The organism is Microbacterium gubbeenense DSM 15944, assembly GCF_000422745.1.
In the GTDB taxonomy this organism is placed as follows: domain Bacteria; phylum Actinomycetota; class Actinomycetes; order Actinomycetales; family Microbacteriaceae; genus Microbacterium; species Microbacterium gubbeenense.
In genome coordinates this window covers 64,876-89,139 of sequence record NZ_AUGQ01000006.1, presented here as the reverse complement: position 1 = coordinate 89,139, position 24,264 = coordinate 64,876, and the positions used below count along the sequence as shown (strand labels likewise).

Here is a 24,264-nt window from a genome sequence, read left to right as displayed (position 1 = left end):
TCTGGTGTGGTGAGTACGCAGAGGGTTTTCGTGGGTCGACTGGCCGGCTGCCCCGTGTTCGATCCGGCGGGCGACCGGCTCGGCAAGGTGCGCGACGTGGTGATCGTGTACCGAAGTACGGGCGCGCCCCGCGTGATCGGACTCGTTCTCGAGATCCCCGGGCGCCGACAGGTCTTCGTCTCGATCGGCCGCGTCACCTCGATCGCGCAGGGCCAGATCATCACGACTGGGCTCATCAACGTGCGGCGCTTCCAGCCGCGCGCCGACGAGCGGCGCATCATGGCCGAGATCGTCGGGCGCCGGGTCGACCTGCGCGACGGCACCGGCACCGCGACGATCGAGGACGCCGCGATCGAGCGCAGCCGCATCGGGGAATGGGCGATCTCGCAGCTGTTCCTGCGCCGCCCGCGCACCGGGGTGTCGCCGTTCTCGAAGGGCCCCACGACCTTTGCCACGTGGGAGGAGGTCGTCGAGCAGACCGCCCCCGGTCAGGCGCAGTCGGCCGAGCACCTCGCGCAGAGCTACGCCGAGCTGTGGCCCGCCGACCTGGCCAATACTCTGCTCGATCTGCCCCGCGAGCGCCGCATGGCGGTGGTCTCCGAGCTGAGCGACGAGCGCCTCGCCGACGCGCTCGAGGAGATGCCCGAGGACGAGCAGGTCGCGATCCTCGAATCCATCGGCGACGAGCGCGCGGCCGACGTCCTCGACGCCATGGAGCCCGATGACGCCGCCGACCTCCTCGCCGAGCTCGGCGACACGCGCAGCGAGGAGCTGCTGCAGATGATGGAGCCGGAGGAGGCCGAGGACGTGCGCCTCATCCTCCAGTACGGCCCGGACACGGCCGGCGGTCTCATGACGACGGATCCGATCATCCTGCCCGCCGACGCGACGATCGCGGAGGCGCTCGCGCTGATCCGCCGTCACGAGCTGCACCCCGCGCTCGCGACGAGCGTGTTCGTCACGCTGCCGCCGTACGAAACGCCCACGGGCCGCTACCTCGGCACCGTCCACTTCCAGCGCATGCTGCGGTACCCGCCGCACGAGCGCATCGGCGCGATCCTCGACGATTCGATCGAACCCGTGCAGGCCGAGGCGCCCGGCGCCGAGGTCGCGCGGCGCCTGGCGAGCTACGATCTCGTCTCGCTCCCCGTCGTCGACACCGCGCACCGCCTGCTCGGGGCGGCCACGGTCGACGACATCCTCGACTCGCTGCTGCCCGACGACTGGCGCTCGCACGATGAGGGCGATCCGATCCCGACGCTGACCGGTTCGATCCGAACGGCATCGACGTGATGGCCTCCCGCGACGACCGCACCTTCACGCGCGGCCGCAGCCCGCTCCTGCAGGACGAGGCGCCCCGCCCCAAGGATCGCTTCGGTCGGGCGACCGAGTGGATCGCGCGCGCGATGGGCACGCCGTGGTTCCTCATCATCCTCACGGTGTTCTGCGCCCTGTGGATGGCCTGGAACACGCTCGCACCCGTGGAGTGGCGGTTCGACTCGGCCGCGATCGGGTTCACGGCGCTCACCCTGCTGCTGTCGCTGCAGGCCTCCTACGCCGCGCCGCTGATCCTGCTCGCCCAGAACCGTCAGGACGACCGCGACCGCGTGGCCCTCGAGAACGACCGCCAGCTCGCCGAGCGCACCCTCGCCGACACCGAGTACCTCGCGCGCGAGATCGTGTCGCTGCGCCTCACGCTCGAGGCGATGGAGAAGACCATCATCGATCGCGATGCGCTGCGCGACGAGCTGAAGCACGCGCTCGAGGAGCTCGACGAGGAGCGCTCACGATGACCGAGCCGGTCGCACAGCGCATCTCCGACGCGGTCGGGCGCGTCACGGATCCCGAGCTGCGGCGACCGCTGTCGGAGCTCGACATGGTGCGCGGCGTCGAGACGACGCCGGACGAGGTCACCGTGAGCATCGTGCTGACGATCGTCGGCTGCCCGGCGGCGAACCGCATCGAACAGGACGTCCGCGAGGCCGCCGAATCCGAGGCGGAGGGGCGCCCGGTCCGCGTCGAGGTCGGCGTGATGACGCCCGCCGAGCGGCAGGCGCTCACGGAGAAGCTGCGCGGGCCCGCCAAGCGCAATCCGTTCGGCGAGGGATCCCTCACGCGCGTGATCGCCGTCACGAGCGGAAAGGGCGGCGTCGGCAAGTCGACGCTCACCGCGAACCTCGCCGTCGCGCTCGCCCGCCGCGGGCTGAAGGTCGGCCTCATCGATGCCGACGTGCACGGCTTCTCCATCCCGCAGCTGATCGGGCTCGTCGAGGACGGCGAGGCGCCCTCCCCCACGCAGGTCGGCGACATGATCCTGCCGCCCATCGCGCACGACGTCAAGACGATCTCGATCGGCATGTTCCTGAAGCAGTCGGACGGGTCGACGCCCGGCGCCGTGATGTGGCGCGGGCCGATGCTGCACCGCACCCTGCAGCAGTTCCTGACCGACGTGTTCTTCGGCGACCTCGACGTTCTGCTGCTCGACATGCCCCCGGGAACCGGCGATATCGCCATCTCGGCCGGGCACCTGCTCCCGGGCGCCGAGGTCCTGGTCGTGACGACCCCTCAGGCGGCCGCGAGCGACGTTGCGATCCGGTCGGGCCTCGTCGCCCGCCAGGTGGGTCAGCGCGTGCTGGGCGTCGTCGAGAACATGTCGGCGATGCAGATGCCCGACGGGTCGACCATGGATCTGTTCGGATCCGGCGGCGGCGCCGAGGTGGCGCGCGCGCTCGGCGAGGGTGCGGAGCTTCTCGGATCCGTGCCGCTGAGCCCCGCCCTGCGCGCCGACGGCGACGCGGGGATCCCCACCGTGATCGCCCACCCGGACGATCCGGCCGCTCTCGCGGTCGAGGCGATCGCCGAGCGCATCGCGTCGACGGGGCGCGGGCTGGCGGGACGGAAGCTGCCGGTCAGCACGCGATAGGGACCGCGCGTCAGGTCGCTTCGTCGTCGAAGGGCGGGGGCGCCTCCGACGTGAAGGCCGTCACGGCGAGCGGGGTCGTCCGCGGGATCGCGACAGTCGTGGCCGCCGCCGCGGGACGCGCCGGCGAGTCGTCCTCGAGGAGCGCCTCGCGAATGATGCGGCGCGGGTCGTACTGGCGCGGGTCGAGCTTCTTCCAGTCGACGTCGCCGAGGTCCTCGCCCATCTCCTCCTGCACCCGCGTGCGGGCGCCCTGAACGTACTCGCGGGTCTTGCGCGCCGTGCGCCCCAGCCACTCCGCTGCCTGAGGAAGGCGCTCGGGACCGATCAGGATCGCCGCGATCACCCCGATCATGATGATCTTCTCGATCGTGAAGCCGCCGAACATGTGATTCAGAGTAGCGGCATCTACTCTGGATCACATGACAGACAGTGCAGTGGCGCGATTCGTGCGCGAGGCGATCGTCGAACCCGACCACATCGCTCGAGCGCGGCAGAACGCGATCGAGCTCGGCGCCGCACCCGTCAGCCCGGCCGTCGGGTCGCAGATCGCCGCGGTCGCCGCGGCGTCGGGCGCCCGCACGATGATCGAGATCGGCACGGGTGCGGGCGTGTCCGGCCTGTGGCTGCTGCACGGCGCGCCCGAGGCCGTGCTCACGACGATCGACAAGGAGCCCGAGCACCTCGCCGCGGCGCGCCAGGCGTTCCAGCACGCGAGGATCGCGCCGTCGCACGTGCGCTACATCACGGGCCGCGCGGACAGCGTGCTCCCCCGCATGAACGAAGCGGCGTACGACATCGTGCTGATCGATGCGGATCCCGAGCACGCGATCGACTACGTCGCGCACGGGCTGCGCCTCGCGCGCCCGGGCGGCACCGTGCTCGTCCCGCGGGTGATGGCCTCCGGCCGCATCGCGGATCCCGTCGCCCGCGACGCGCTGACGAGCGACCTCCGGGGCCTCATCACCGAGACGCTCGCCTCGACGTCGGTCGTCGCGACGCTGTCGTCGTTCGAGGAGGGTCTGCTGCAGATCACGACCCGCCGCAGCTGACGCGAAGCAGAAGAAGAGGGCCGGATCCCATACGGATCCGGCCCTCTTCTGCGTCGCTGACGCCAGGATGCTCAGGCTGCCTCGACAACGCCGCTCAGCACGCCGTGAAGCTCCTTCGCCTCCTCGTCGTTCACAGATACGACGAGGCGTCCGCCGCCTTCGAGCGGGACGCGAACGATGATGAGGCGCCCCTCTTTCACGGCCTCCATGGGTCCGTCTCCGGTGCGCGGCTTCATAGCAGCCATAGGTGGCTCCCCTTCCTAATTGGTCACACCCATTCTATAGGGAACGCCCAGCCACACGCCCCGCGAGGGGTGTCGAAGAGCGTCATCGGGCGTCACGGAATGAGGAAATAGGTGTTCCCGTGGCCGTACATGGCGTGGATCCACCAGAACTGCAGCGCCGCGAGCGCGATGAGGATGAGGATCCGCGACGAGCGCAGCAGTTTCGGGAACGCGAGCGCACCCGCGATGAGCGGCGCGATCGGAAGCAGCAGGCGGAACGTGCTCGACTGCGGAAACAGCACGAGCGCCGCGTAGACCAGGTAGCTGGCCGACCACAGCCGCGTCTCGATGCCGAGCGCGCGGACGGCCGGGGTCAGGAACAGTAGCACCGCGGCGGCGGCGATGACGGCGAGCAGGACGTACCCGGCCCACGTCGGGATGCCCCAGAGGTCCGCCCACACGCTCGCGCCCGTGAGCCACCCCTCGCCCGGCACGAACCCGTCCGCCCCGCCGGGCACCCAACCTGCCCGCCACGCGAGCTCGGTGTCGAAGTACGCGGATCCGCTTCCCGTCACGGCGTTCACGATCACCGGCCAGGCGAAGCCCGCGAGGGTGCCGACCGCGCCGGTGCCGAGGATGTGCACGACCTCGCGACGCTCGATCGGCCGGTCGCGGCGGTTCAGGATGCGCCAGATGCCGTACAGCGCGATCGTCAGCGGCAGGGCGAGCTCGCCGGGGCGAACGAAGGCCAGCAGCATGCTCGCCGGGTACAGCCACCACCACGCCTCGCGCGACAGCGCGACGAGCGCCCACATGGCGACCGCGAGGAAGAGGGCCTCCGCGTATCCGACCTGGAACATCAGCGCCAGCGGACCGGCCGCGACGAACGCCGTGCCCCAGAGCGCGCGCTCCGCGTCGAGCGCGCGCTCGAGCAGCACATAGACGGCCCAGCACGCGAAGAACCCCGCGACGAGCGAGACGAGGGCCGCGGCGATCGCCCAGGCGTTCGCGATCGCCCAGACGTCGCCGGATCCGAGGCCGGCTGCTGGCCACACGGCGGCGAGTCCGCGCGCGAGCCAGGGGAAGATCGGCATGAAGGCCCAGGCGTTCTGCTGCACGGAGCCGGAATCATCGACGGGCAGGTCGGCGGGGTACCCGTTGAGGGCGATCTCGCGGTACCAGGCCGCGTCCCACCCCGCGATGTAGTCGAGGATCGACGGACCCTGTCCGTGCCGACCGTCGGCCGGCGCCAGCGCCGAGCTCAGCGCCATCAGGAGGGTCGTGACGGCGCGCGCAATCGCGTAGACGGCGAGCACCCTCACCCAGGGCGCCGCCGAGGTCAGTCGGCGCTCAGCCATCCGCGCAGCCCTCGCTCGACATTCTCGATCTCGCTGACCCGCACCCGCTCGTCGTCGGCGTGCGCCAGCTGGCCGTCGCCGGGGCCGTAGTTGACCGCCGGGATGCCGAGGGCGCTGAACCGCGCCACGTCCGTCCAGCCGTACTTCGGCTTCGGCGTGCCGCCCACCGCCCGGGCGAACGACTGCGCGATCGGGGCGTCGAGGCCGGGGCGCGCCCCGCCCGCGAGGTCGGTGATCTCGACCTCGTACTCGTCGAAGAAGTGGGTGATGCGATTGACCGCCTCCTCGGCGGTCTTGTCCGGCGCGAAACGGTAGTTGACCTCCACCTCGCACAGGTCGGGGATCACGTTGCCGGCGACGCCGCCGGAGATCCGCACCGCGTTCAGCCCCTCGCGGTAGGCGAGGCCCTCGACGTCGATCGTCCGAGCCGTGTGCTCCGCGAGCTTCGCGAGGATCGGCGCGGCGAAGTGGATCGCGTTCTCGCCGCGCCAGGCGCGCGCGCTGTGCGAGCGGATCCCGTGCGTACGCACCACGGCGCGCAGCGTGCCGTTGCAGCCGCCCTCGATGCCGCCGTTCGACGGCTCGCCGAGGATCGCGAAGGATCCCTCGAGCAGGTCCGGCCTCGTTCGCGCGAGCCGCCCGAGGCCGTTCTTCTCGGCCTCGACCTCCTCGTGGTCGTACCAGATCCAGGTGATGTCGTAGACGGGCTCCGTGAGCTCGGCCGCGAGCTTGAGCTGCACCGCGACGCCGGCCTTCATATCGACCGTTCCGCGGCCCCAGAGGTAGGCCTCGCCGTCTTCTGAGACGTCGCGCACGGGCAGGTTATCGTTGATCGGCACGGTGTCGAGATGACCGGCGATGATCACGCGCTCGGCCCTCCCGAGGTTCGTCCGCGCGACGATCGCGTCGCCGTCGCGGATCACCTCGAGATGGGCCACGGGCGCGAGCGCGCGGGCGACCTCGTCGGCCAACGCGCCCTCATCCCCCGACACGCTCGGGATGTCGCACAGTGCTCGTGTGAGGTCGACGGCGGACGCGGTGAGATCGAGCATGCCTCCAGCCTATTAGCCTGGATGCATGACTGATACGCGCTGGGCTTCCGGCGTCGGCATCGCGACCACGGCGACCGACGGCACCGTTCTCGACACGTGGTTCCCGGCACCCCTCATCGGTCGCCTCGCGGATCGCGACCTCGCAGCGGAACGCGGCGCGCTCGCCGAGCAGGTCGGACCGGATCCGCGCCGCGCTGTCGTGACCGAGGTGATCGAGATCGAGATCGACCTCGACTCGCCCGTCGGATCCACGAGCGATGCCTACCTGCGCCTGCACGCGCTGTCGCACCTGCTGGTGCGGCCGAACTCGATCAGTCTCGACGGCATCTTCGGCCACTTGCCGAACAACGCGTGGACGAACGCGGGGCCGGTCGCTCCCGACTTCGCGGCGGCGAACCTGCCGCTGCTGAAGCTCAGCGGGATCCAGGTATACGCGCAGGACAAGTTCCCCCGCCTGACCGATTACGTGCTGCCGAAGGGCGTGCGCATCGCCGACGGCTCGCGCCTCCGGCTCGGCGCCCACCTTGCGTCCGGCACGGTCGTGATGCACGAGGGATTCGTGAACTTCAACGCCGGAACGCTCGGCGCGTCGATGGTCGAGGGCCGCGTCTCGCAGGGCGTCGTCGTGGGCGACGGATCCGACGTCGGCGGCGGCGCGTCGATCATGGGCACGCTCTCGGGCGGCGGCTCGCACCGTGTGTCGATCGGCCAGCGCACGCTGCTCGGCGCGAACTCGGGCCTCGGCATCTCGCTCGGCGATGACTGCGTCGTCGAGGCCGGGCTCTACGTCACGGCCGGCACCAAGATCGTGCTGGCCGACGAGCCGGACGCGCCCGTCGTCAAGGGCGCCCAGCTCTCGGGCGCGAGCGGCCTGCTGTTCATCCGCAACTCCGTCACAGGAGCCGTCGAGGCCCGCAGGCGCCGCGGCGTCGGAGTGACGCTGAACGCGGCCCTGCACGCCTGACGCGGCGCGCGCGACTACGTCGTCGGGTAGTCGCGCGCCGCCTCGCCCGTGTAGAGCTGTTGCGGGCGGCCGATCTTGCCCTGACGGTCGCGGTTCTGCTCGCTCCACTGCGCCAGCCAGCCCGGCAGGCGACCGATCGCGAACAGCACCGTGAACACCCGCGTCGGAAAGCCCATGGCCTTGTAGATCACACCGGTGTAGAAGTCGACGTTCGGGTACAGGTTGCGCGCCTGGAAGTACTCGTCGTTGAGCGCGATCTCCTCGAGCTCCTTCGCCATGTCGAGCATCGGGTCGTTGACGCCGAGCGCCGCCAGCACCTCGTCGGCCGCGTTCTTGACGATCTTCGCGCGCGGGTCGTAGTTCTTGTAGACGCGGTGCCCGAAGCCCATGAGCTTCACACCGTCTTCCTTGTTCTTGACCCGCTCGACGAAGCGCTGGACGCTCTCGCCGGACTCCTCGATCTGCGCGAGCATCTTCAACACGGCCTCGTTGGCGCCGCCGTGCAGCGGGCCGGAGAGCGCGTGGATGCCGGCGGAGACGGACGCGTACTGGTCGGCTCCCGTGGATCCCACGAGGCGCACGGTCGACGTCGACGCGTTCTGCTCGTGATCGGCGTGCAGGATCAGCAGGCGCTCGAGCGCCTTCGCCATGACGGGGTTGATCTCGTACGGCTCGCTCATGACGCCGAAGTTCAGGCGCAGGAAGTTCTCGACGTACCCGAGCGAGTTGTCGGGGTACAGGAAGGCCTGCCCGTTCGAGGTCTTGTGCGAGTACGCCGCGATCACCGGAAGCTTCGCGAGCAGGCGGATGATGTTCATCTCGACGTGCTCGGGGTTGTCGGGATCCGACTGACCCTCGTAGAACGTCGACAGCGCGCTCGTCGCCGACGACAGCACGGCCATCGGGTGCGACGTCGAGGGAAGGGCCGCGAAGAAGCGCTTGAGGTCTTCGTGCAGCAGCGTGTGGCGGCGGATCTTGTCGTCGAACGACGCGAGCTCGTCGGCCGTCGGCAGCTCGCCATAGATGAGCAGCCACGCCACCTCGAGGAAGCTCGAGTTCTCGGCGAGCTGCTCGATCGGATACCCGCGGTAGCGCAGGATCCCGGCCTCGCCGTCGATGTAGGTGATATCCGACTTCGTCGACGCCGTGTTGACGAACCCGTAGTCGAGCGCTGTGTAGCCGGTCTGCTTCGACAGCGTCGATACGTCGATCGCGCTCTTGCCATCAACCGCCGGCAGCACCGGGAACTCGGCGATCTTGTCGCCTACCGTCAGAGTGGCCTTCTCGGGCAGGTTTCCCGCGTCGCTCACGGCATCTCCTCGTCGTTTCTGGGATCTCCATGCAGGCGAACCCGGCTGCATGTTCCGCAGGGCGCCCCGCCATAGCCTATCGGCCCGAATGGGCCACTGTGAAACTCGGCAACGTTCGCCGAGGATCGTTGATGATACCTACGACGGCCCGCGCAGGCGGCTGGCCGCGGCACGGATCCGATCGTCGCTCGCCGTCAGCGACAGCCGAACGTGGTTCGGGTAGAAGTCGCCGTAGAAGACGCCAGGACCGGCGAGGATCCCGAGCTCTGCGAGCCGCGACATCGACGCCCACGCGTCATCGCCCTCGGTCACCCACAGGTACAGCCCCGCCTCGCTGCCGTCGATGCGGAATCCGGCGCTCTCGAGGGCGGGACGGAGCTCGTCGCGCCGGCGGCGGTAGATCTCGCGCTGGGCCTCGACGTGCTCGTCGTCGGCGAGCGCGACGGCCATCGCGTGCTGCACGGGCGCCGGCGGCATGAGGCCCAGGTGCTTGCGGTTCTTCAGCAGCTGGGCGACGACGCGGCTGCACCCTGCTACGAACGCCGCGCGGTAGCCCGCGAGGTTCGACTGCTTGCTGAGCGAGTACACGCTCAGGAGGTTCGCGCGAGAATCGCCCGCGACGCGCGGATCCAGGATCGACGGGATCGTCTCCGTGTCCCACGGCGCGTCCCAGCCGAGCTCGGCGTAGCACTCGTCGCTCGCGATCACGGCGCCGATCTCGCGCGCGCGATCGACCGCGCGGCGCAGCTCATCGACGCCCCGGACGCGGCCGTCGGGGTTGCCGGGAGAGTTGATCCACACGAGCTTCGTGCCCTCGGGCCACTCGTCGGGGTCATCGGCGGCGACGGGCGCGGCACCGGCGACGCGCGCGCCGACCTCGTACGTCGGATAGGCGGCGCGCGGATGCACCACGACGTCGCCCTCCCCCAGACCGAGCAGCGTCGGCAGCAGGGCGACGAGCTCCTTGGATCCGATCGTCGGGATCACGTTGTCGTCGGTGAGCCCCGTCACGCCGCGGCGACGCGCGTACCAGGAGCGGATCGCGGCGCGCACCTCGGGCGATCCCGCCGCGGTCGGATACGCGTGTGCGTCGGTCGCCTCCACGAGCGCATCGCGGATGATCTGCGGCGTGGGATCCGTCGGGGATCCGATCGACAGGTCGCAGATTCCGCCGGAATGCTGCTCGGCCCGCTCACGATAGGGCGTGACCTTGTCCCACGGGTAGTCGTCGAGGTCGTTGATCGACATCAGACGCTCTGCGGCGGCAGAACCGAGATGACGGGGTGATCCTTCGGGATGACACCGATCTTCGCGGCGCCGCCCGGGGAGCCGATCTCGTCGAAGAACTCGACGTTCGCCTTGTAGTAGTCGGACCACTCTTCGGGGAGGTCGTCCTCGTAGTAGATCGCCTCGACGGGGCACACGGGCTCGCACGCACCGCAGTCGACGCACTCGTCGGGGTGGATATACAGGCTGCGTTCGCCCTCGTAGATGCAGTCGACGGGGCACTCATCGATACAGGCGCGGTCTTTGACGTCCACGCAGGGAAGGGCGATCACGTAAGTCACGCTGTAATTCTAGCCGCGCGGCCTGATGGTCGGCTCAGCGGCGGGTCTCAGCCGGCGGCGCGCTCGGGGCGGCGGAATCTCGGCCACGCGACGACGACGAGAACGATCGCCGTCAGCAGCAGCGTCCACGTGATGCCGAACGGGAACTCGCCCTCGGCGGCCTGCGGAACCACGACGGATCCGCCCGGGCCGCGGCCCGAGAAGACCATGAGCGCGGCGATCATGCCGACGCCGCACGCGAGGACCGCACCGCGGTCCTCGATGAGCAGCCGCACGGCGAGGATCAGCCCGGCGCAGCCGAGCGCCGCGACGATGAGACCGACCGGCACCCACCCCATGACGAGCGGGTGGGTGATGGTGCCGGCCACGCCGAACACGGCCCCCGCGACGAGCGCGAGGATCCACGTGACGGCGCGAGCCGGCCAGCTCATCGGATCAGCCCTGGCGCTTCTTCCGCGCCGTCTCGCGACCGCGCGTGGTGGCGTCGAGGATGACCTTGCGGATCCGCACGTGCTCGGGGGTGACCTCGACGCACTCGTCCTCAGCCGCGAACTCGAGGGATTCCTCGAGCGAGAGGATGCGCGGCGGCGTCATCGACTCGAACGTGTCGGCGTTGGCCGACCGCATGTTCGTGAGCTTCTTCTCCTTGGTGATGTTCACGTCCATGTCGTCGGCGCGCGAGTTCTCGCCGATGACCATGCCCTCGTAGACCTCTTCGGTCGGCTTGACGAAGAACGACATGCGCTCCTGCAGGGCGACCATCGCGAACGGCGTGACGACGCCCGAGCGGTCGGCGACGATGGATCCTTGCGCGCGCGCCTCGATCTGGCCGGCCCACGGGCCGTAGCCGGTCGAGATCGCGTTCGCGATGCCGGTGCCGCGCGTGATCGACAGGAACTGCGTGCGGAAGCCGATGAGGCCGCGAGCCGGGATCGCGAACTCGATGCGGATCCAGCCGGTGCCGTGGTTGGTCATCGACTCCATGCGGCCCTTGCGGGCGGCGAGAAGCTGCGTGATCGCGCCGAGGTACTCCTCGGGCGCATCGATCGTGAGCTGCTCGAAGGGCTCGATCGTGTGGCCGCTCTCATCCTTGCGCGTGACGACCTGCGGCTTGCCGACGGTGAGCTCGAAGCCCTCGCGGCGCATGTTCTCGACGAGGATCGCGAGCTGCAGCTCGCCGCGGCCCTGCACCTCCCACGCGTCGGGACGGCCGATGTCGTTCACGTGGAGCGACATGTTGCCGATGAGCTCGCGGTCGAGGCGGTCCTTGACCATGCGAGCGGTGAGCTTGTGACCCTTGACCTTGCCGACGAGCGGCGAGGTGTTGGTGCCGATCGTCATCGAGATGCTCGGCAGGTCGATCGTGATCTGCGGCAGCGGACGCACGTCGTTCGGGTCGGCGATCGTCTCGCCGATCATGATGTCCTCGAAGCCCGCGATCACGGCGATGTCGCCGGGGCCGGCCTGCTCGGCCGGGTAGCGGTCGAGCGCCTTGGTCATCTGCAGCTCAGTGATGCGCGCGTTCTGCACGGTTCCGTCGGCGCGCACCCAGGCCACGGTCTGGCCCTTCTTGAGCGTGCCGTTGACGACGCGCAGCAGCGCGAGGCGGCCGAGGAACGACGACGAGTCGAGGTTCGTGACCCAGGCCTGCAGCGGCGCCTCGTCGTCGTAGGTGGGCGAGGGGACGTGCTCGAGGATCGCCTCGAACAGCGGCTCGAGGCTGTCGCCCTCCGGCAGCGAGCCGTTCTCGGGGCGCGTCCGGCTGGCGATGCCCGCACGGCCCGACGCGTAGATGACCGGAACGTCGAGCAGCGCGTCGACGTCGAGATCCGGGACCTCGTCGGAGAGGTCGCCCGCAAGGCCGAGCAGCAGGTCCTGGGCCTCGCCCTCGACCTCTTCGATGCGCGCGTCGGCGCGGTCGGTCTTGTTCACGAGCAGGATCACGGGCATCTTGGCCTCGAGCGCCTTGCGCAGCACGAAGCGCGTCTGCGGCAGCGGGCCCTCGGAGGCGTCGACCAGCAGCACGACGCCGTGCACCATCGACAGCGCGCGCTCGACCTCGCCGCCGAAGTCGGCGTGGCCCGGGGTGTCGACGACGTTGATCGTGATCGGGGTGTCGGTGTGCTCGCCGTTGTACGTGATCGCCGTGTTCTTGGCGAGGATCGTGATGCCCTTCTCACGCTCGAGGTCGTTCGAGTCCATCGCGCGCTCGTCGACGTGCTCGTGGTCGCCGAACGAGCCGGTCTGTCGGAGCATCGCGTCGACAAGGGTCGTCTTGCCGTGGTCGACGTGGGCGATGATCGCGACGTTGCGGAGATCGGTGCGGTGCGCAAGCGCCATGAAGGGATCCTTCTGGGTCGTTGGGAGGTGCCCCGAAATCAGGGCGATCCACCTTATCGCGCCAGGCTGTGCCGGTGCTGGGCGGATGTCACGGCGCGGGAACGAGTGCCGAATCGACGGACGCTGTTCCCGCGCCGAACTCTGCATCTACCGCCGACTGGATAGATCCGTCGTCGTGCCCGACTCGGACCTCCACGGATCCGCACGCCGGGACGTCGCCGCCGGAGAACACTCGAACGCCGAGGTCCTCCTCGATGAACTCCCAGATGCGCATGACGTTCGACGGATCCGTCTTCTCGCGGGATCCGTCGGCGCACGGCTCCATTGTGTGGCGAGGATCCGTTCCGTCCGCCGACACCGATGTCACGCGCAGGGAGTTATCGGGTGCGGAGTACTCGCCCGCGACGACGAACGAGCCCCACCGCACGCTCCCCTGCTGCTCGTGGTCACCGACGGCGCTCCAGTCCCAGTCTTCGAGATCGATCCCCGCGCACTGCGGCGGGAGCGACTGCGCCACGCCCCCGATGCAGAGCTGCGGCGGGCGGTCGCCGTCGTCGATGACCGTGGTGCGGTGCTGCGTGGTGAAGATGTTCGCGATTGCGGTGGCCGATGGCGTGCTCGGTCTCTCGGCGGGTTGACCGGTCGCACATCCGACGGTGCCGAGGACGAGCACGGCGCACGGGACCGCCGCGGCGTGCGCGCGATGTCGCATCTTCATGGGGATCCTCTCTGCGGGGATGTATTGCAGAGGTTATTGCCGGAGGCGGGCGATTGTTACGTCCCCGGCGGAACGGTGTGCGTCCGGCCCTGCGTGTCGATGACCGCCGAGACCTCGCCCGCTGCTTCCCGGATCACGAGGGTGACGCCTGCGACATCGACAAGCCACGTGTCGTCGGCTCCGCGCTCGGCGTGCGTGGCGAGACCGTCCTCCGACAGGTCCCGAAGCCAGGTCGCCTGATTCGACCGCGTCAGCTCCCCCGAGGTGAGCCACTCGATGAGCGCCCGGCTGTCTTCCGGCGCCGCAATACCGGATTCGCTCTGTTCGCCCGTCCCATCGAGCTTGTCGGCCGCACTCGACAGCACGGTCGACGGATCCGGTTCCGCGGGCTGCGCGACAGGAGGCGGTTCCTGTTGCGCGCCGTCGAGCAGTGAGGCCAGCCCGCCGGCCACCGCGATCGCGATCGCACCCGCCAGGAGGATCAGTGCGGTTCGTATCGTCCGGCGACCGATGCCCCGACGTTTCCTCACGACCCGCGCACGTCCAGGGATCTGTTCCGCCTGCGTCGACAAGATCAACGCGTCGAGTTCGCGCTCCGAACGCGCGCTCGGCGCCCGGTCACGGCGCCCTGATTCGGGACGCGCGTCGCGCAGCATCTCCTCGATGTCATCCATGGCGATCCCCCTGCCGTGCCTCGATGTCCGCAAGAATCGTGCGGAGCTTCTCGCGCGCTCTCGTCAGACGCACCCGAACGGCGCCCGGACTCGCCCCGAGGATCCCGGCCAGCTCGTCGCCCGTGAGGTCCTCCCAGTAGGCCATGTACAGCAGGTCCCGGTCCTGCTCCGGAAGCCGGCGCAGCGCATTCCGTACGTCGATGCGCCGCTCGATCTGCGGATCCGTGCCGTGGTCGAGATCGAGCTGTTCGTTCGCGTGCCGCGCCCTTGCCAGCCGTCGATACTCGGTTCCGATCACGTTCCGCAGGATCTGATAGAGCCACGGGAGGGCGAGCGTCGCGTCATCGTGCTGGTACCTCCGCCACGCGATCTGGAACGCGTCGGCGGTCGCGTCCTCGGCGGCCTGGTGCGTGTCGAGCCGCTGCTCGGCGACCGTGAGGATCAGCCCGTAGTGGGCGCGATAGAACGCACGGAACTCGTCCGCGTGAATCGCTCGATCTGCCACACGATCGCTTTCGTCGAAGGGGTCCTTTCCCTTCATATTGCCGGAGGCGTCGGAAGTGTTACATCACCCCGGGGATCACGATTCCGCCGGTCTGCATCAGCGAGAAGACGATCCACACGACGATCACGACGAGGGCGGCGAGCGCCGGGGCGTTCCAGCGGCGGCGGGCGGGCGACGGGTCCCGCACCGCGTTCGCGTGCAGGCGCTGGAGCGCGTCGGCTTCCTCCATCGCGGGATCCTCCGCGCTGCGGTGCTTGATGGACAGGTGCAGGCGCCGCGAGGATCCGCCCCACGCGGTGACGGTCTCGCCCGAGCGCAGCGTGAACTCCGTGTGGTAGCGGAGCCGCACGCTCGCCACGGCCGACCAGGGCAGGTCGAGGATCCGGAGGAGGTTGTAGACGCGGGCCCCGCGCTCGTCGGCCTCGATGCGCGGGACGACCTGGAACAGCCACACGACCCAGCACACGAGCAGCAGCCAGGGGGCGACGAGGAACGCGTCCCAGACGCTCGCGCGGATCCCCATATCGATGAGGAGGTATGCGGTCAGCGCGATCGCGAGCCCGGTCCAGACCCAGGCGAATGACGAGCGGAGCACGATCGGGTCGGTGTCGCGGGGCATGCCGTCAAGGATACGGAGTTGTTGTGACAGGCTGACTTCGTGACCACCGACATCTCACGAGCTCGCCTCGGCTGGGAGGTCGGCATCGTGCTCGCGCTGTCGATCGGCAGATCGGCCGTGTACTCGGTGCTGTCCTTCATCCGATCGCTCATGACCGCGCCGCTGTCCGAACAAGCGACGGCGCTCAACCCGTCGCAGGCGGATCAGGCGATCTGGGATGCGATCTACCGGGTCTTCGACGTGTTCTTCGATCTCGCGCTCGTCGCCCTCGTGATCTACCTGCTGTGGCGACCGGCGCAGAGCGCGTTCCAGCGCATCGGGCTGAACTTCTCGCGGTTCGGGCGCGACGTGGGAACAGCGGTTCTGCTGCTGGCGTCGATCGGGATCCCCGGGCTCGGCCTGTATGCGATCAGCCGCCTTATGGGGCTGACGCTCCAGGTACAGGCGTCGGAGCTCGACGCCGCGTGGTGGACGATCCCGTTGCTCCTCCTCTCCGCCGTGCGCGCGGGTCTGCTCGAGGAGGTCATCCTCAACGGATACCTGTTCGAACGCCTGGGATCCGGGTGGCGCGTGCTCGTCGCCGTGGCGGCGCTGCGCGGCCTTTATCACCTCTACCAGGGCCCCGCGATGGCGCTGGGCAACATGGTGATGGGCCTCGTCTTCGGATGGGTGTACCTGAAGTGGCGGCGCGTGATGCCCCTGGTGATCGCCCACACGCTGCTGGATGTGTTCGCCTTCGTCGGCTACCCGCTGGCGGCCCCCTACCTCCCCTAACCCTTCATTTCTGGCACGATTCTTCATCTAGTTGCATGGTGAAATGTGCCAGAAATGAAGGGTTGTGACGGGGCGGCCTGACGTCGACACGTCGCTCACAATCGCGGATCCGCATGAGTTGTTCGCAGTTCGGACTCAGAAGCGTGAACGGCGTCACGATCGATAGATGAGACTTCAGGATCCGCCGCTCTCGACTCTCGCGATCCAGCCGCCGCCGATCGCTCTGATCCGACGTGCGGAATCCGGCACGCGGTTCGACCATGCCGTCCGCGTCGGGCGATTGCATCGCATCCGCAGCGGCGTATACGTCGATACCGACGGCTGGGAAGCGCTGCCGCCGTGGAGCCGCTATCTCGCGCGGATCCACGCGTTCGCCATGAAGTCGCCGCACACCGTGTTCATGCACGAATCCGCGGCCGCGCTCTGGGGGCTGCCGACGCTCGGAATGCCGTATCACCTCCATGCGCGGGCGAAACGGTCGGGCGGTTCCCGCCGCACCGGCGACATCCAGTGGCACCACACGAGCGACGAGCCCGACGTCGTCGTCGAGCCCGGCATCGCGGCGACGTCACCGAGCGACACGATCGTGGACCTCGCCCGCACGCACCACCCCGTGATCGCGCGCGCCGCGGCCGATGCATTGGTTCGCCGATCAGGGATGAGTCCCGACGTCCTGCTCGCGACCAACGACGAGAGGCTCAGCCGGCGCGGGCGGGCCGCTGCTCGATGGCCGCTGGCGACCGCGACGCCCTTGGCCGAAACCGCACTCGAGTCGGCGTCGCTCTGCGTGATCGAATGGCTCGGCTTCGAGCGCCCCGAGCTGCAGGTGGAGTTCGAGATCGGAGGCGGTTCGATCGTGCGCTCGGATTGTTACTGGCGCAGCGCGGACGTGATCGGCGAGGCGGACGGACGCGCGAAGTACTCGTTGAACGGGGCCGGCCCGGAGCAACAGGTATGGGCGGAGAAGCGTCGAGAGGATGCACTCCGCCGCCAGGTGCGCGGCATCGCGCGCTGGGCATGGGACGACGTGCGACGGCCGGAGAAGCTGCGGGATGTCCTCCGGACCGCGGGCGTCGCCGAGGTCCGCCCTGCACGGCGAGATCTGCTCCGCACCCTCCCGTCGCACCTCTGACCCCAACCCTTCATTTCTGGCACATTTCACCATGCAAATCGATGAAGAATCGTGCCAGAAATGAAGGGTTGGGGAGGGTCAGGGGACCGCGTTCAGGCGCTTGCCGTAGACCTCGACGTCGCTCGGGGCGTAGGTGAGCGCGTCGTAGAACGACAGGACCTGCGCGTTCTCGCGGCGCACCATGAGCTGCACCTTCGGGCAGCCGAGCTCGCCGAGCCGGCGCTCCGCTTCCGCGACGAGAGCGGATCCGACCCCTTGCCCGCGCGACGACGGTTCCGTCGCGAGGTAGTACAGCCAGCCGCGGTGTCCGTCGTATCCGGCCATAACGGATCCGACGACCGCGTCGCCGTCGACGGCGACGAGCAGCAAGTCGGGCCACACGGCGCGGGCGCGGGCGATGTCGGCGCGCGGATCGTTCCACTCACGCGTCAGGCCGGAGGTCTCCCATAACCGGATCACCGCGTCGATGTCGGAATCATTGAGCGGGCGAATAGCGACGACCATCAGATCCTCGCTTCGAGGCCGCGGCGAACGGCCGGCCATTCGCCTTCGATGATCGAGAAGACGACAGTGTCGCGGATGTGACCGTCGGGCATGACCCGATGGTTGCGCAGGACGCCGTCCTGTTTGGCGCCCAGTTTTTCGATCGCCGCGCGTGACTGACGGTTATGCCAATGCGTCAAGAATTGCACCGCGATGCATCCGAGATCGTTGAACGCCCGCGACAGCAACAATAGTTTCGCCGAGGGGTTGATCGTCGTGCCGTGCGTCTGTCGCCCCATCCACGTGTACCCGATCTCGACCCGGCGGTTCGCCTCGTCGATATTGCAGTACGACGTCATGCCCACGGCACGATCTGTCTCACGATCGATGATCGCCCAGGGCGCCATCTCTCCGGCCTGCTGGCGGACGAGTCGCGCGTCGATCTCGGCGGACACATTCTCTGGCCGCGGAATGCTCGTGTACCAAGTGCGCCACAGGTCGCCGTCCGAAACGACGGTGACAAGGTCTTCGGCGTGGTCGGGGGAAAGCGGCTCCAGGCGCACGCGGTCGTTCTGCAGGGTGGGTGTTGACGCGAAGCTCACCTCGATAAGCCTAGTGCGCCCCCACGACGGGCTTAGGGTCGAACCATGTCGACACCCGATTTCGTCCTGCGCCTGCGCGAGAAGGTCGGCCACGAGCTGCTCTGGCTCATCGGCGTGACGGCCGTCGTTGTGAAGGGCGATGAGGTGCTGCTCGTCGAGCGCGCCGACAACGGCCTGGTCACGCCCGTCACTGGAATCGTGGATCCCGGCGAAGATCCGACTCTCGCCGCCGTGCGCGAGGTCGCCGAGGAGGCCGGCATCAGCGCGCGCGCCGAGGCGATCGTCTGGGTGCACGCGCTCCCGCCGATGACGTACGCGAACGGCGACCGCGCGCAGTACCTCGACATCGTCGTGCGCTGCTCGGCGGACGGCGGCGATCCGCACCCCGCCGACGGCGAGAACACGCGCGCATGGTGGTGCCCGATCGACGAGATTGCCGCGGCGGGCGTCAACGACGATATGCGCGAGCGGATCCGCGAGGCGCTCGTTCACGAGGGATCCGCGCGGTTCGATCGATGATCGATCACGAGCTCAAGCGGATCCGCGTGAGCGCCGTCGTCATCCGGCACCCGCGCACGGGGCACGTGCTCGCCGTGCGCAAGCGCGGCACGAGCATGTTCATGCAGCCGGGCGGCAAACCGGATCCGGGCGAGAGCGCCGTCGACACGGCGATCCGCGAGGTGCGCGAAGAGCTGCGCGTCGAGCTGGATCCTGCGCGGATGCGGCTGCTCGGCGTCTTCGAGGCGCCCGCGGCGAACGAGGACGGCTACGTCGTGCGCGGCACGGTGTTCACGCACCCGCCCGTCGAGGTGACGACGCCGGCTGCCGAGATCGAGGAGATCCGCTGGGTCGCGACGGAAGGTCCGCCGTCGGCCGACCTGGCGCCGCTGATGACGACCCGGATCCTCCCCGCACTCCGCGCCGCGGGCATCTAACGCCGACTTCCCTTCATTTCTGGCACTTTTCTACACGCAATTGCGTGTAGAAAAGTGCCAGAAATGAAGGTTTGCGCGCACGGTAGCCCGCTTAAGGTCAACAGAACCTTAAGCAGGTGTAAGGTTATGGTCTCCGACACCTTATCTCTCGAGGAGCGCCATGTCCGCCACCCGGCTCACCCTGGAGGTCGACGCCTCCGTCGCCCGCGCGATCACTCAGAACCCCGCCGATTCCTGCTCGACCGACCTCGCCGAGGCGCCGTGGACGTTCGACAAGACGCCCGGGTACGGGCCGGGATCCTCGTCCGCCGATCCGTTCCCCGGCATCGCGCCCGCGCAGGGCGACCTGCCCGAAGACCTCCGCGCCGCGAGCGATGACGAGCTCGACGAGCGGATCCGTGCCGCGCGCGCGACGCTCGGCGATCGCGTCGTGATCCTCGGCCACTTCTACCAGCGCGACGAGATCGTCGCCTACGCCGATTACGTCGGCGACTCGTTCCAGCTCGCCCGCGCGGCGAGCGAGCACCCCGCCGCCAAGGCGATCGTGTTCTGCGGCGTGCACTTCATGGCCGAGACGGCCGACCTGCTCTCCGGCCCCGATCAGAGCGTGATCCTCCCCCACCTCGGCGCGGGGTGCTCGATGGCCGACATGGCCTCGATCGACGAGGTCGAGGAGTGCTGGGAGCAGCTCGAAGACCTGCTCGGCCCGCTCGACGAGCCGGACGCCGACGGCCTCGTGCCGGTGATCCCGGTGACATACATGAACTCGTCCGCCGCGATCAAGGGCTTCGTCGGGCGTCACGGCGGCATCGTGTGCACCTCGTCGAACGCCAAGACCGTGCTGGAGTGGGCGTTCGCGCGCGGCCGCCGCGTGCTGTTCTTCCCCGATCAGCACCTGGGCCGGAACACCGCCAAGGCGATGGGCGTGCCCCTCGAGCAGATGCCGATGTGGAACCCGCGGCGCGCCCTCGGTGGATCCTCCCCCACCGAGCTCGCGGACTCGCGCGTCATCCTGTGGCACGGCTTCTGCTCCGTGCACCGGCGGTTCACGACCGAGCAGATCGACAGGGCCCGCGCCGAGCACCCCGGCGTGCGCGTGATCGTGCACCCCGAATGCCCCATGCCGGTCGTCGATGCGGCCGACGAGTCGGGCTCGACCGACGTCATCCGCCGCGCGATCGAGGAGGCGACCGAGCCTACGACGTTCGCGATCGGCACCGAGATCAACCTCGTGCGGCGCCTTCAGGCCCAGAACCCGCAGCACACGATCTTCTGCCTCGACCCCGTCGTGTGCCCGTGCTCGACGATGTACCGGATCCACCCCGCCTATCTCGCGTGGGTGCTCGAGAAGCTGGTCGCTGGCGAGACGGTCAACCGGATCCGCGTCACCGGCGACGTCGCCGAGCCCGCGCGCACGGCGCTCGATCGCATGCTGCGAGCGCTCCCGTGATCCTCGTCGTCGGGTCGGGGATCGCCGGCCTCACCGCCGCGCTCGTCGCCCGCGAGAGCGGCGCCGAGGTCGTGATCGCCACGAAGGGGCGGATCGACGATGCGAACACGACGCACGCTCAGGGCGGAATCGCCGCGGTCGTCTCCCCCGATGACACCCACGCGTCGCACTGGGCGGATACGCTGCGCGCGGCCGACGATACGGCGGATCCGGATGCCGTGATGACGCTCGTCGAGGACGGGACCGACGTCATCGCGTGGCTGATGCTCGACTGCGGCGTCGTCTTCGACCGCGACGCCGACGGCCGGCTCGCGCAGGGCCTCGAGGCAGCGCACTCGCACCCGCGGATCCTGCACGCCGGCGGCGACGCCACGGGCGCCGAGATCGAGCGCGCCCTCATCGGCGCGGTGCGCGCGGCCGGCATCGACGTGCGCGAGCACACCGCGCTGCAGGATCTTCTCCTCTCCGACGGATCCGTCGTCGGCGCGCGGCTCATGGACAGCTCGGGACGCTCCGTCGATGTCGGCGCCGAGGCCGTGATCCTCGCCACGGGCGGGTGCGGGCGGGCGTACGCGCGCACGACGAACCCGGCCGGTGCGACGGGCGAGGGCATCGCCGCCGCGATGCGGGCGGGGGCGCGCGTCGCCGACATGGAGTTCGTGCAGTTCCACCCGACCGTGCTTGCCGACGGCGAGGCGTTCCTCGTCTCCGAGGCGGTGCGCGGCGAGGGTGCGGTGCTGCTCGACGATCACGGGCGCCGGTTCGCGTTCGACGCCCACCCCGACGGCGAGCTCGCCCCGCGCGACGTCGTGGCGCGGGCGATCGCCGACGCCATGGCGAAGCAGCGCGGCCGCCCCGTGCTGCTCGATGCGACGGGCCTCGGGGCCGAGCACCTCGCCGCGAGGTTCCCGACGATCGACCGCGCCGTGCGAGGTCGCGGGCTCGACTGGGCACGGGATCCGATCCCCGTCGCCCCCGCAGCCCACTACCTGATGGGCGGGATCGTCACGGACATCGACGGCGCGACGAGCGTTCCCGGTCTCTTCGCCGCGGGCGAGGCCGCGTGCACGGGCGTGCACGGCGCGAACCGGCTCGCGTCGAACTCGCTGCTCGAGGGGGCGGTCTTCGGATCGCGCGCCGCCCGCGCCGCGTCGCGCTACCGCCCCACGACGGTCCGCAGTGCCGCGCCGATACGACCCGGCCGCAGTGCGCGGATCCAGGGAGATTCCGCCGACGACTTCGACCGCGAGGCCCTCGGCCGGGTGATGTGGGAGCACGCCGGGCTGGAGCGCGATGCGGCCGGCCTCGATCTCGCGGCCGATCGCATCGAGGGCTGGCTGTCGGACCTCGCCGAACCGTCCTCCGTCGCCGACATCGAGGATCTCGGCCTCCTCACCGTGGCGCTCGAGATCGTTCGCGCCGCTCGCACCCGGCCGCAGTCGGTCGGCGCGCACCACCGCTCGGACCCCGCGCTCGTGCCCACCGCGGCCTGACCGCCGCTCGAAGGAGACCCATGCTGACCCAGGCAGCCATCGACCGCGTCGTGCGTCTCGCGCTCGAGGAGGACGCCCCGTGGGGCGACATCACGAGCGAGGCCCTGATCCCCGCCGCGGCGACGGCCGAGGCCGACCTCATCGCACGCGAGCCCGGCGTCTTCAGCGGCGGCGCGGTGTTCGCTGCCGCCTTCCGGCTGACGGACCAGGCGGTCTCAGTCGCGCTCGAGGCAGCCGACGGATCCCGCTTCGCCGCGGGCGACCGGCTCGCGCGCGTGACGGGGCCTGCACGCGCCGTGCTCACCGCCGAGCGCGTCGGGCTCAATCTCGCGCAGCGCATGTCGGGCATTGCCACGTTGACCGCGCGCTACGTCGACGCCGTCGCCGGCTCGGGCGCGCGCATCGCCGACACCCGGAAGACGACGCCCGGCCTCCGCGCGCTCGAGCGGCACGCCGTCGTCTCGGGCGGGGGCCATAACCATCGCTTCTCGCTGTCCGACGCCGTCATGGCGAAGGACAACCACCTCGCCGTCGTCGCCGGCCGCGACCTCACCCAGGCGCTGCGGGAGGCGAGGGAATCCCTCCCGCACACGACCCACATCGAGGTCGAGGTCGACCGGATCGACCAGATCGAGCCCGTGCTCGCGGCCGGGGTCGACACGATCATGCTCGACAACTTCTCGCTCGACGATCTGCGCGATGGGGTGCGGCTGATCGCCGGCCGTGCGGCGGTCGAGGCCTCCGGCGGAGTCAACCTCGATTCGGTCTCCGACATCGCCGCGACGGGCGTCGACGTGATCTCGGTCGGAGCCCTGACGCACGCGGCGAGGTCGCTCGATCTCGGGCTCGACATCGCGGTGTCGTGATCTACCTCGACCACGCCGCCACCTCTCCGGTCCGCCGCGAGGTGCTCGAGGCCATGACCCCGTTCCTCACGACGGAGTTCGGAAATCCGTCGAGCGCGCACGCGGCGGGCGAGCGCGCCCGCGCGGCCCTCACGAGCGCGCGGCACCGCGTCGCGCGGCACCTCGGCGCCCGCGCGGGCGATATCGTCTTCACCTCCGGCGGCACGGAGTCGAACAATCTCGCCGTCAAGGGCATCGCCGTGGCCGCTCTCGCGGGCCGCGGGCTCCGGCACGTCGTCACCACCGCTGTTGAACATTCGTCCGTGCTCGAATCCGTCGCCGCGCTCGAGCGGATCCACGGCATCGAGGCGTCCGTGCTGCCGGTCGACCGGCATGGGCTGGTCGATCCGGCGGAGGTCGACCGGGCGATCCGCGACGACACCTCGCTCGTGAGCGTGCAGTACGCGAACAACGAGGTCGGCACGGTGCAGGACATCGACGAGATCCGCGCCGTCTGTGCAGCTCGCGCTGTGCCGCTGCACCTCGATGCCGTGCAGGCCGCCGGGTGGCTGCCGCTCGCGCGCCGCACAACGACGGCAGATCGCGGGGACACGAGCCGTTTCCGGCCGAGTTCCGCCGCCGCGGCCGAAAGCCGCCGTCGTTACGCTCTCGCCGATGCCGTTTCCCTCTCCGGCCACAAGATCGGCGCGCCGAAGGGCACCGGAGTGCTCATGGTGCGGCAGCGGATCCCGCTCGAGCCCCTGCTGCACGGCGGAGGCCAGGAGCGCGGGCGGCGCTCGGGCACCGAGTCGGTCGCGGGCGCCGTGGCGATGGCCGCCGCGCTCGACCTGGCGGAGGCCGAACGCACCGAGTCCGCGGCGCGCATCGCACGGGTCCGCGACGAGTTCGTCCAGGACGTGCTCGGCGTCGTGCCGGCGGCCCGGCTCACGGGGCACCCCACCCAGCGCTTGGCTCACATCGCCAGCTTCACGATCGAGGGCATCAACGGCGAGGCGGTCCTGACCGACCTCGAGCGCCGCGGGGTGCTGGCATCGAGCGGATCCGCGTGCTCCGCCGCGAGCGAAGACGCCTCGCATGTGCTCCTCGCCCTCGGAAGCGACGAGGATGAGGCCCGAACGGCGATCCGCTTCTCACTCTCGGCGCGCAGCGACGACCTCGACGACGTCGCCCGCGCGCTCGCAGCGGCGGCCCACGCGAATCTTCCGGCACGCGGTCGGTAGGGTCT

General features: G+C 69.8%; 28 protein-coding genes. 13 read left to right on the top strand and 15 right to left on the bottom strand.

The genetic code is table 11. The features are described 5' to 3' along the window. The first annotated feature begins 9 nt into the window (after window positions 1–9). Genes G510_RS15465 through G510_RS0105470 form a run of 3 tightly spaced genes read left to right on the top strand, consistent with a single transcriptional unit; the run spans window position 10 to window position 2,923 of the window. Window positions 10–1,293, top strand: a complete 1,284-nt coding sequence (locus G510_RS15465; protein ID WP_036322122.1) for a magnesium transporter MgtE N-terminal domain-containing protein — start codon at window positions 10–12, stop codon at window positions 1,291–1,293. Beyond that, on the top strand, window positions 1,293–1,793 hold the full coding sequence (locus G510_RS0105475) for a DUF1003 domain-containing protein (RefSeq protein WP_029152816.1): 501 nt from the start codon (window positions 1,293–1,295) through the stop codon (window positions 1,791–1,793). The genes G510_RS15465 and G510_RS0105475 overlap by 1 nt, the downstream gene beginning before the upstream one ends. After that, a complete protein-coding gene (locus tag G510_RS0105470) occupies window positions 1,790–2,923 on the top strand; it encodes an Mrp/NBP35 family ATP-binding protein (RefSeq protein WP_029152815.1) in 1,134 nt (377 codons plus the stop codon). Before G510_RS0105475 ends, G510_RS0105470 begins: the two co-directional genes overlap by 4 nt. A gap of 10 nt (window positions 2,924–2,933) precedes the next feature. Here G510_RS0105470 and G510_RS0105465 read toward each other — a convergent pair whose 3' ends face one another. Next, a complete protein-coding gene (locus G510_RS0105465) occupies window positions 2,934–3,308 on the bottom strand; it encodes a twin-arginine translocase TatA/TatE family subunit (RefSeq protein WP_029152814.1) in 375 nt (124 codons plus the stop codon). A gap of 34 nt (window positions 3,309–3,342) precedes the next feature. Here G510_RS0105465 and G510_RS0105460 point away from each other — a divergent pair, with 34 nt between their 5' ends. Continuing rightward, window positions 3,343–3,972 (top strand): O-methyltransferase, encoded by a 630-nt coding sequence (locus G510_RS0105460; protein ID WP_029152813.1) that lies wholly within the window; start codon window positions 3,343–3,345, stop codon window positions 3,970–3,972. A gap of 71 nt (window positions 3,973–4,043) precedes the next feature. On the opposite strand, the gene G510_RS17820 is transcribed toward G510_RS0105460, so the two are convergent. The 3 genes from G510_RS17820 to dapE form a co-directional block, all read right to left on the bottom strand. Beyond that, window positions 4,044–4,217 carry a DUF3117 domain-containing protein gene (locus G510_RS17820; protein ID WP_084644214.1) on the bottom strand — a complete coding sequence of 58 codons (174 nt, stop codon included), beginning with the start codon at window positions 4,215–4,217 and terminating at the stop codon, window positions 4,044–4,046. A gap of 92 nt (window positions 4,218–4,309) precedes the next feature. After that, a complete protein-coding gene (locus tag G510_RS0105450) occupies window positions 4,310–5,554 on the bottom strand; it encodes a hypothetical protein (RefSeq protein ID WP_029152812.1) in 1,245 nt (414 codons plus the stop codon). Further along, window positions 5,536–6,606 (bottom strand): succinyl-diaminopimelate desuccinylase, encoded by a 1,071-nt coding sequence (dapE, locus tag G510_RS0105445; RefSeq protein ID WP_029152811.1) that lies wholly within the window; start codon window positions 6,604–6,606, stop codon window positions 5,536–5,538. The genes G510_RS0105450 and dapE overlap by 19 nt, the downstream gene beginning before the upstream one ends. A gap of 25 nt (window positions 6,607–6,631) precedes the next feature. On the opposite strand from dapE, the gene dapD reads away from it, so the two are divergent. Next, window positions 6,632–7,570, top strand: a complete 939-nt coding sequence (gene dapD, locus G510_RS0105440) for a 2,3,4,5-tetrahydropyridine-2,6-dicarboxylate N-succinyltransferase (protein ID WP_029152810.1) — start codon at window positions 6,632–6,634, stop codon at window positions 7,568–7,570. 14 nt (window positions 7,571–7,584) lie between these two features. Here the strand turns inward: dapD and G510_RS0105435 are convergent, their stop codons facing one another. The 9 genes from G510_RS0105435 to G510_RS17430 all read right to left on the bottom strand — a co-directional run bounded on the left by G510_RS0105435 (window position 7,585) and on the right by G510_RS17430 (window position 15,304). After that, the gene (locus G510_RS0105435) at window positions 7,585–8,880 is read right to left on the bottom strand and encodes a citrate synthase (protein WP_084644213.1); all 1,296 of its coding nucleotides are present in this window, start codon (window positions 8,878–8,880) and stop codon (window positions 7,585–7,587) included. 138 nt (window positions 8,881–9,018) lie between these two features. Next, window positions 9,019–10,128, bottom strand: coding sequence for a succinyldiaminopimelate transaminase (gene dapC / locus G510_RS0105430; RefSeq protein ID WP_029152808.1), 1,110 nt, complete (start codon window positions 10,126–10,128; stop codon window positions 9,019–9,021). Next, window positions 10,128–10,448, bottom strand: coding sequence for a ferredoxin (gene fdxA, locus G510_RS0105425; protein ID WP_029152807.1), 321 nt, complete (start codon window positions 10,446–10,448; stop codon window positions 10,128–10,130). The genes dapC and fdxA overlap by 1 nt, the downstream gene beginning before the upstream one ends. Window positions 10,449–10,495: 47 nt before the next feature. Then, a complete protein-coding gene (locus G510_RS0105420; RefSeq protein ID WP_029152806.1) occupies window positions 10,496–10,879 on the bottom strand; it encodes a DUF6113 family protein in 384 nt (127 codons plus the stop codon). 4 nt (window positions 10,880–10,883) lie between these two features. Then, a complete protein-coding gene (gene typA / locus G510_RS0105415) occupies window positions 10,884–12,788 on the bottom strand; it encodes a translational GTPase TypA (RefSeq protein ID WP_029152805.1) in 1,905 nt (634 codons plus the stop codon). Window positions 12,789–12,876: 88 nt separating this feature from the next. After that, window positions 12,877–13,506 (bottom strand): hypothetical protein, encoded by a 630-nt coding sequence (locus G510_RS0105410; RefSeq protein ID WP_029152804.1) that lies wholly within the window; start codon window positions 13,504–13,506, stop codon window positions 12,877–12,879. A gap of 56 nt (window positions 13,507–13,562) precedes the next feature. Continuing rightward, window positions 13,563–14,180, bottom strand: coding sequence for a hypothetical protein (locus G510_RS0105405; RefSeq protein ID WP_029152803.1), 618 nt, complete (start codon window positions 14,178–14,180; stop codon window positions 13,563–13,565). Next, window positions 14,173–14,685 carry an RNA polymerase sigma factor gene (locus tag G510_RS15460; RefSeq protein ID WP_051216402.1) on the bottom strand — a complete coding sequence of 171 codons (513 nt, stop codon included), beginning with the start codon at window positions 14,683–14,685 and terminating at the stop codon, window positions 14,173–14,175. The genes G510_RS0105405 and G510_RS15460 overlap by 8 nt, the downstream gene beginning before the upstream one ends. Window positions 14,686–14,743: 58 nt before the next feature. Further along, window positions 14,744–15,304 carry a hypothetical protein gene (locus G510_RS17430; protein WP_051216400.1) on the bottom strand — a complete coding sequence of 187 codons (561 nt, stop codon included), beginning with the start codon at window positions 15,302–15,304 and terminating at the stop codon, window positions 14,744–14,746. A 39-nt stretch (window positions 15,305–15,343) separates the two neighbouring features. Here G510_RS17430 and G510_RS0105390 point away from each other — a divergent pair, with 39 nt between their 5' ends. Both G510_RS0105390 and G510_RS15450 read left to right on the top strand, forming a co-directional pair. Continuing rightward, window positions 15,344–16,078: a CPBP family intramembrane glutamic endopeptidase gene (locus G510_RS0105390; RefSeq protein ID WP_029152802.1), complete on the top strand. Its 735-nt coding sequence runs from the start codon at window positions 15,344–15,346 to the stop codon at window positions 16,076–16,078. Between the two features lie 166 nt (window positions 16,079–16,244). Continuing rightward, window positions 16,245–17,210 (top strand): hypothetical protein, encoded by a 966-nt coding sequence (locus G510_RS15450; protein WP_051216399.1) that lies wholly within the window; start codon window positions 16,245–16,247, stop codon window positions 17,208–17,210. Between the two features lie 78 nt (window positions 17,211–17,288). On the opposite strand, the gene G510_RS0105380 is transcribed toward G510_RS15450, so the two are convergent. Further along, a complete protein-coding gene (locus tag G510_RS0105380) occupies window positions 17,289–17,714 on the bottom strand; it encodes a GNAT family acetyltransferase (RefSeq protein WP_029152801.1) in 426 nt (141 codons plus the stop codon). Beyond that, the gene (locus tag G510_RS0105375; protein ID WP_029152800.1) at window positions 17,714–18,295 is read right to left on the bottom strand and encodes a GNAT family N-acetyltransferase; all 582 of its coding nucleotides are present in this window, start codon (window positions 18,293–18,295) and stop codon (window positions 17,714–17,716) included. The genes G510_RS0105380 and G510_RS0105375 overlap by 1 nt, the downstream gene beginning before the upstream one ends. A 45-nt stretch (window positions 18,296–18,340) precedes the next feature. On the opposite strand from G510_RS0105375, the gene G510_RS0105370 reads away from it, so the two are divergent. The 6 genes from G510_RS0105370 (at window position 18,341) to G510_RS0105345 (ending at window position 24,259) form a co-directional block, all read left to right on the top strand. After that, on the top strand, window positions 18,341–18,814 hold the full coding sequence (locus tag G510_RS0105370) for an NUDIX hydrolase (RefSeq protein ID WP_029152799.1): 474 nt from the start codon (window positions 18,341–18,343) through the stop codon (window positions 18,812–18,814). After that, entirely contained in the window at window positions 18,811–19,230 is a 420-nt protein-coding gene (locus tag G510_RS0105365) for an NUDIX hydrolase (RefSeq protein WP_036322060.1), read from the top strand. The genes G510_RS0105370 and G510_RS0105365 overlap by 4 nt, the downstream gene beginning before the upstream one ends. 160 nt (window positions 19,231–19,390) lie before the next feature. Continuing rightward, window positions 19,391–20,680, top strand: a complete 1,290-nt coding sequence (gene nadA, locus G510_RS0105360) for a quinolinate synthase NadA (RefSeq protein WP_029152797.1) — start codon at window positions 19,391–19,393, stop codon at window positions 20,678–20,680. Beyond that, on the top strand, window positions 20,677–22,173 hold the full coding sequence (gene nadB, locus G510_RS0105355) for an L-aspartate oxidase (protein ID WP_029152796.1): 1,497 nt from the start codon (window positions 20,677–20,679) through the stop codon (window positions 22,171–22,173). Before nadA ends, nadB begins: the two co-directional genes overlap by 4 nt. A gap of 20 nt (window positions 22,174–22,193) precedes the next feature. Further along, window positions 22,194–23,039, top strand: coding sequence for a carboxylating nicotinate-nucleotide diphosphorylase (gene nadC, locus G510_RS0105350; RefSeq protein ID WP_029152795.1), 846 nt, complete (start codon window positions 22,194–22,196; stop codon window positions 23,037–23,039). Next, window positions 23,036–24,259 (top strand): cysteine desulfurase family protein, encoded by a 1,224-nt coding sequence (locus tag G510_RS0105345; protein WP_029152794.1) that lies wholly within the window; start codon window positions 23,036–23,038, stop codon window positions 24,257–24,259. The genes nadC and G510_RS0105345 overlap by 4 nt, the downstream gene beginning before the upstream one ends. The last annotated feature ends 5 nt before the right edge of the window (window positions 24,260–24,264 follow it).

What these genes read in the sequence shown, in the direction of transcription:
- G510_RS0105475 (WP_029152816.1), top strand. Translation starts at nt 1,293, where the DNA reads ATGGCCTCCCGCGACGACCGCACCTTCACGCGCGGCCGCAGCCCGCTC.
- G510_RS0105470 (WP_029152815.1), top strand. Translation starts at nt 1,790, where the DNA reads ATGACCGAGCCGGTCGCACAGCGCATCTCCGACGCGGTCGGGCGCGTC.
- G510_RS0105465 (WP_029152814.1), bottom strand. Translation starts at nt 3,308, where the DNA reads ATGTTCGGCGGCTTCACGATCGAGAAGATCATCATGATCGGGGTGATC.
- G510_RS0105460 (WP_029152813.1), top strand. Translation starts at nt 3,343, where the DNA reads ATGACAGACAGTGCAGTGGCGCGATTCGTGCGCGAGGCGATCGTCGAA.
- G510_RS17820 (WP_084644214.1), bottom strand. Translation starts at nt 4,217, where the DNA reads ATGGCTGCTATGAAGCCGCGCACCGGAGACGGACCCATGGAGGCCGTG.
- G510_RS0105450 (WP_029152812.1), bottom strand. Translation starts at nt 5,554, where the DNA reads ATGGCTGAGCGCCGACTGACCTCGGCGGCGCCCTGGGTGAGGGTGCTC.
- dapE (WP_029152811.1), bottom strand. Translation starts at nt 6,606, where the DNA reads ATGCTCGATCTCACCGCGTCCGCCGTCGACCTCACACGAGCACTGTGC.
- dapD (WP_029152810.1), top strand. Translation starts at nt 6,632, where the DNA reads ATGACTGATACGCGCTGGGCTTCCGGCGTCGGCATCGCGACCACGGCG.
- dapC (WP_029152808.1), bottom strand. Translation starts at nt 10,128, where the DNA reads ATGTCGATCAACGACCTCGACGACTACCCGTGGGACAAGGTCACGCCC.
- G510_RS0105420 (WP_029152806.1), bottom strand. Translation starts at nt 10,879, where the DNA reads ATGAGCTGGCCGGCTCGCGCCGTCACGTGGATCCTCGCGCTCGTCGCG.
- typA (WP_029152805.1), bottom strand. Translation starts at nt 12,788, where the DNA reads ATGGCGCTTGCGCACCGCACCGATCTCCGCAACGTCGCGATCATCGCC.
- G510_RS0105410 (WP_029152804.1), bottom strand. Translation starts at nt 13,506, where the DNA reads ATGAAGATGCGACATCGCGCGCACGCCGCGGCGGTCCCGTGCGCCGTG.
- G510_RS0105405 (WP_029152803.1), bottom strand. Translation starts at nt 14,180, where the DNA reads ATGGATGACATCGAGGAGATGCTGCGCGACGCGCGTCCCGAATCAGGG.
- G510_RS17430 (WP_051216400.1), bottom strand. Translation starts at nt 15,304, where the DNA reads ATGCCCCGCGACACCGACCCGATCGTGCTCCGCTCGTCATTCGCCTGG.
- G510_RS15450 (WP_051216399.1), top strand. Translation starts at nt 16,245, where the DNA reads ATGAGACTTCAGGATCCGCCGCTCTCGACTCTCGCGATCCAGCCGCCG.
- G510_RS0105380 (WP_029152801.1), bottom strand. Translation starts at nt 17,714, where the DNA reads ATGGTCGTCGCTATTCGCCCGCTCAATGATTCCGACATCGACGCGGTG.
- G510_RS0105370 (WP_029152799.1), top strand. Translation starts at nt 18,341, where the DNA reads ATGTCGACACCCGATTTCGTCCTGCGCCTGCGCGAGAAGGTCGGCCAC.
- G510_RS0105365 (WP_036322060.1), top strand. Translation starts at nt 18,811, where the DNA reads ATGATCGATCACGAGCTCAAGCGGATCCGCGTGAGCGCCGTCGTCATC.
- nadA (WP_029152797.1), top strand. Translation starts at nt 19,391, where the DNA reads ATGTCCGCCACCCGGCTCACCCTGGAGGTCGACGCCTCCGTCGCCCGC.
- nadC (WP_029152795.1), top strand. Translation starts at nt 22,194, where the DNA reads ATGCTGACCCAGGCAGCCATCGACCGCGTCGTGCGTCTCGCGCTCGAG.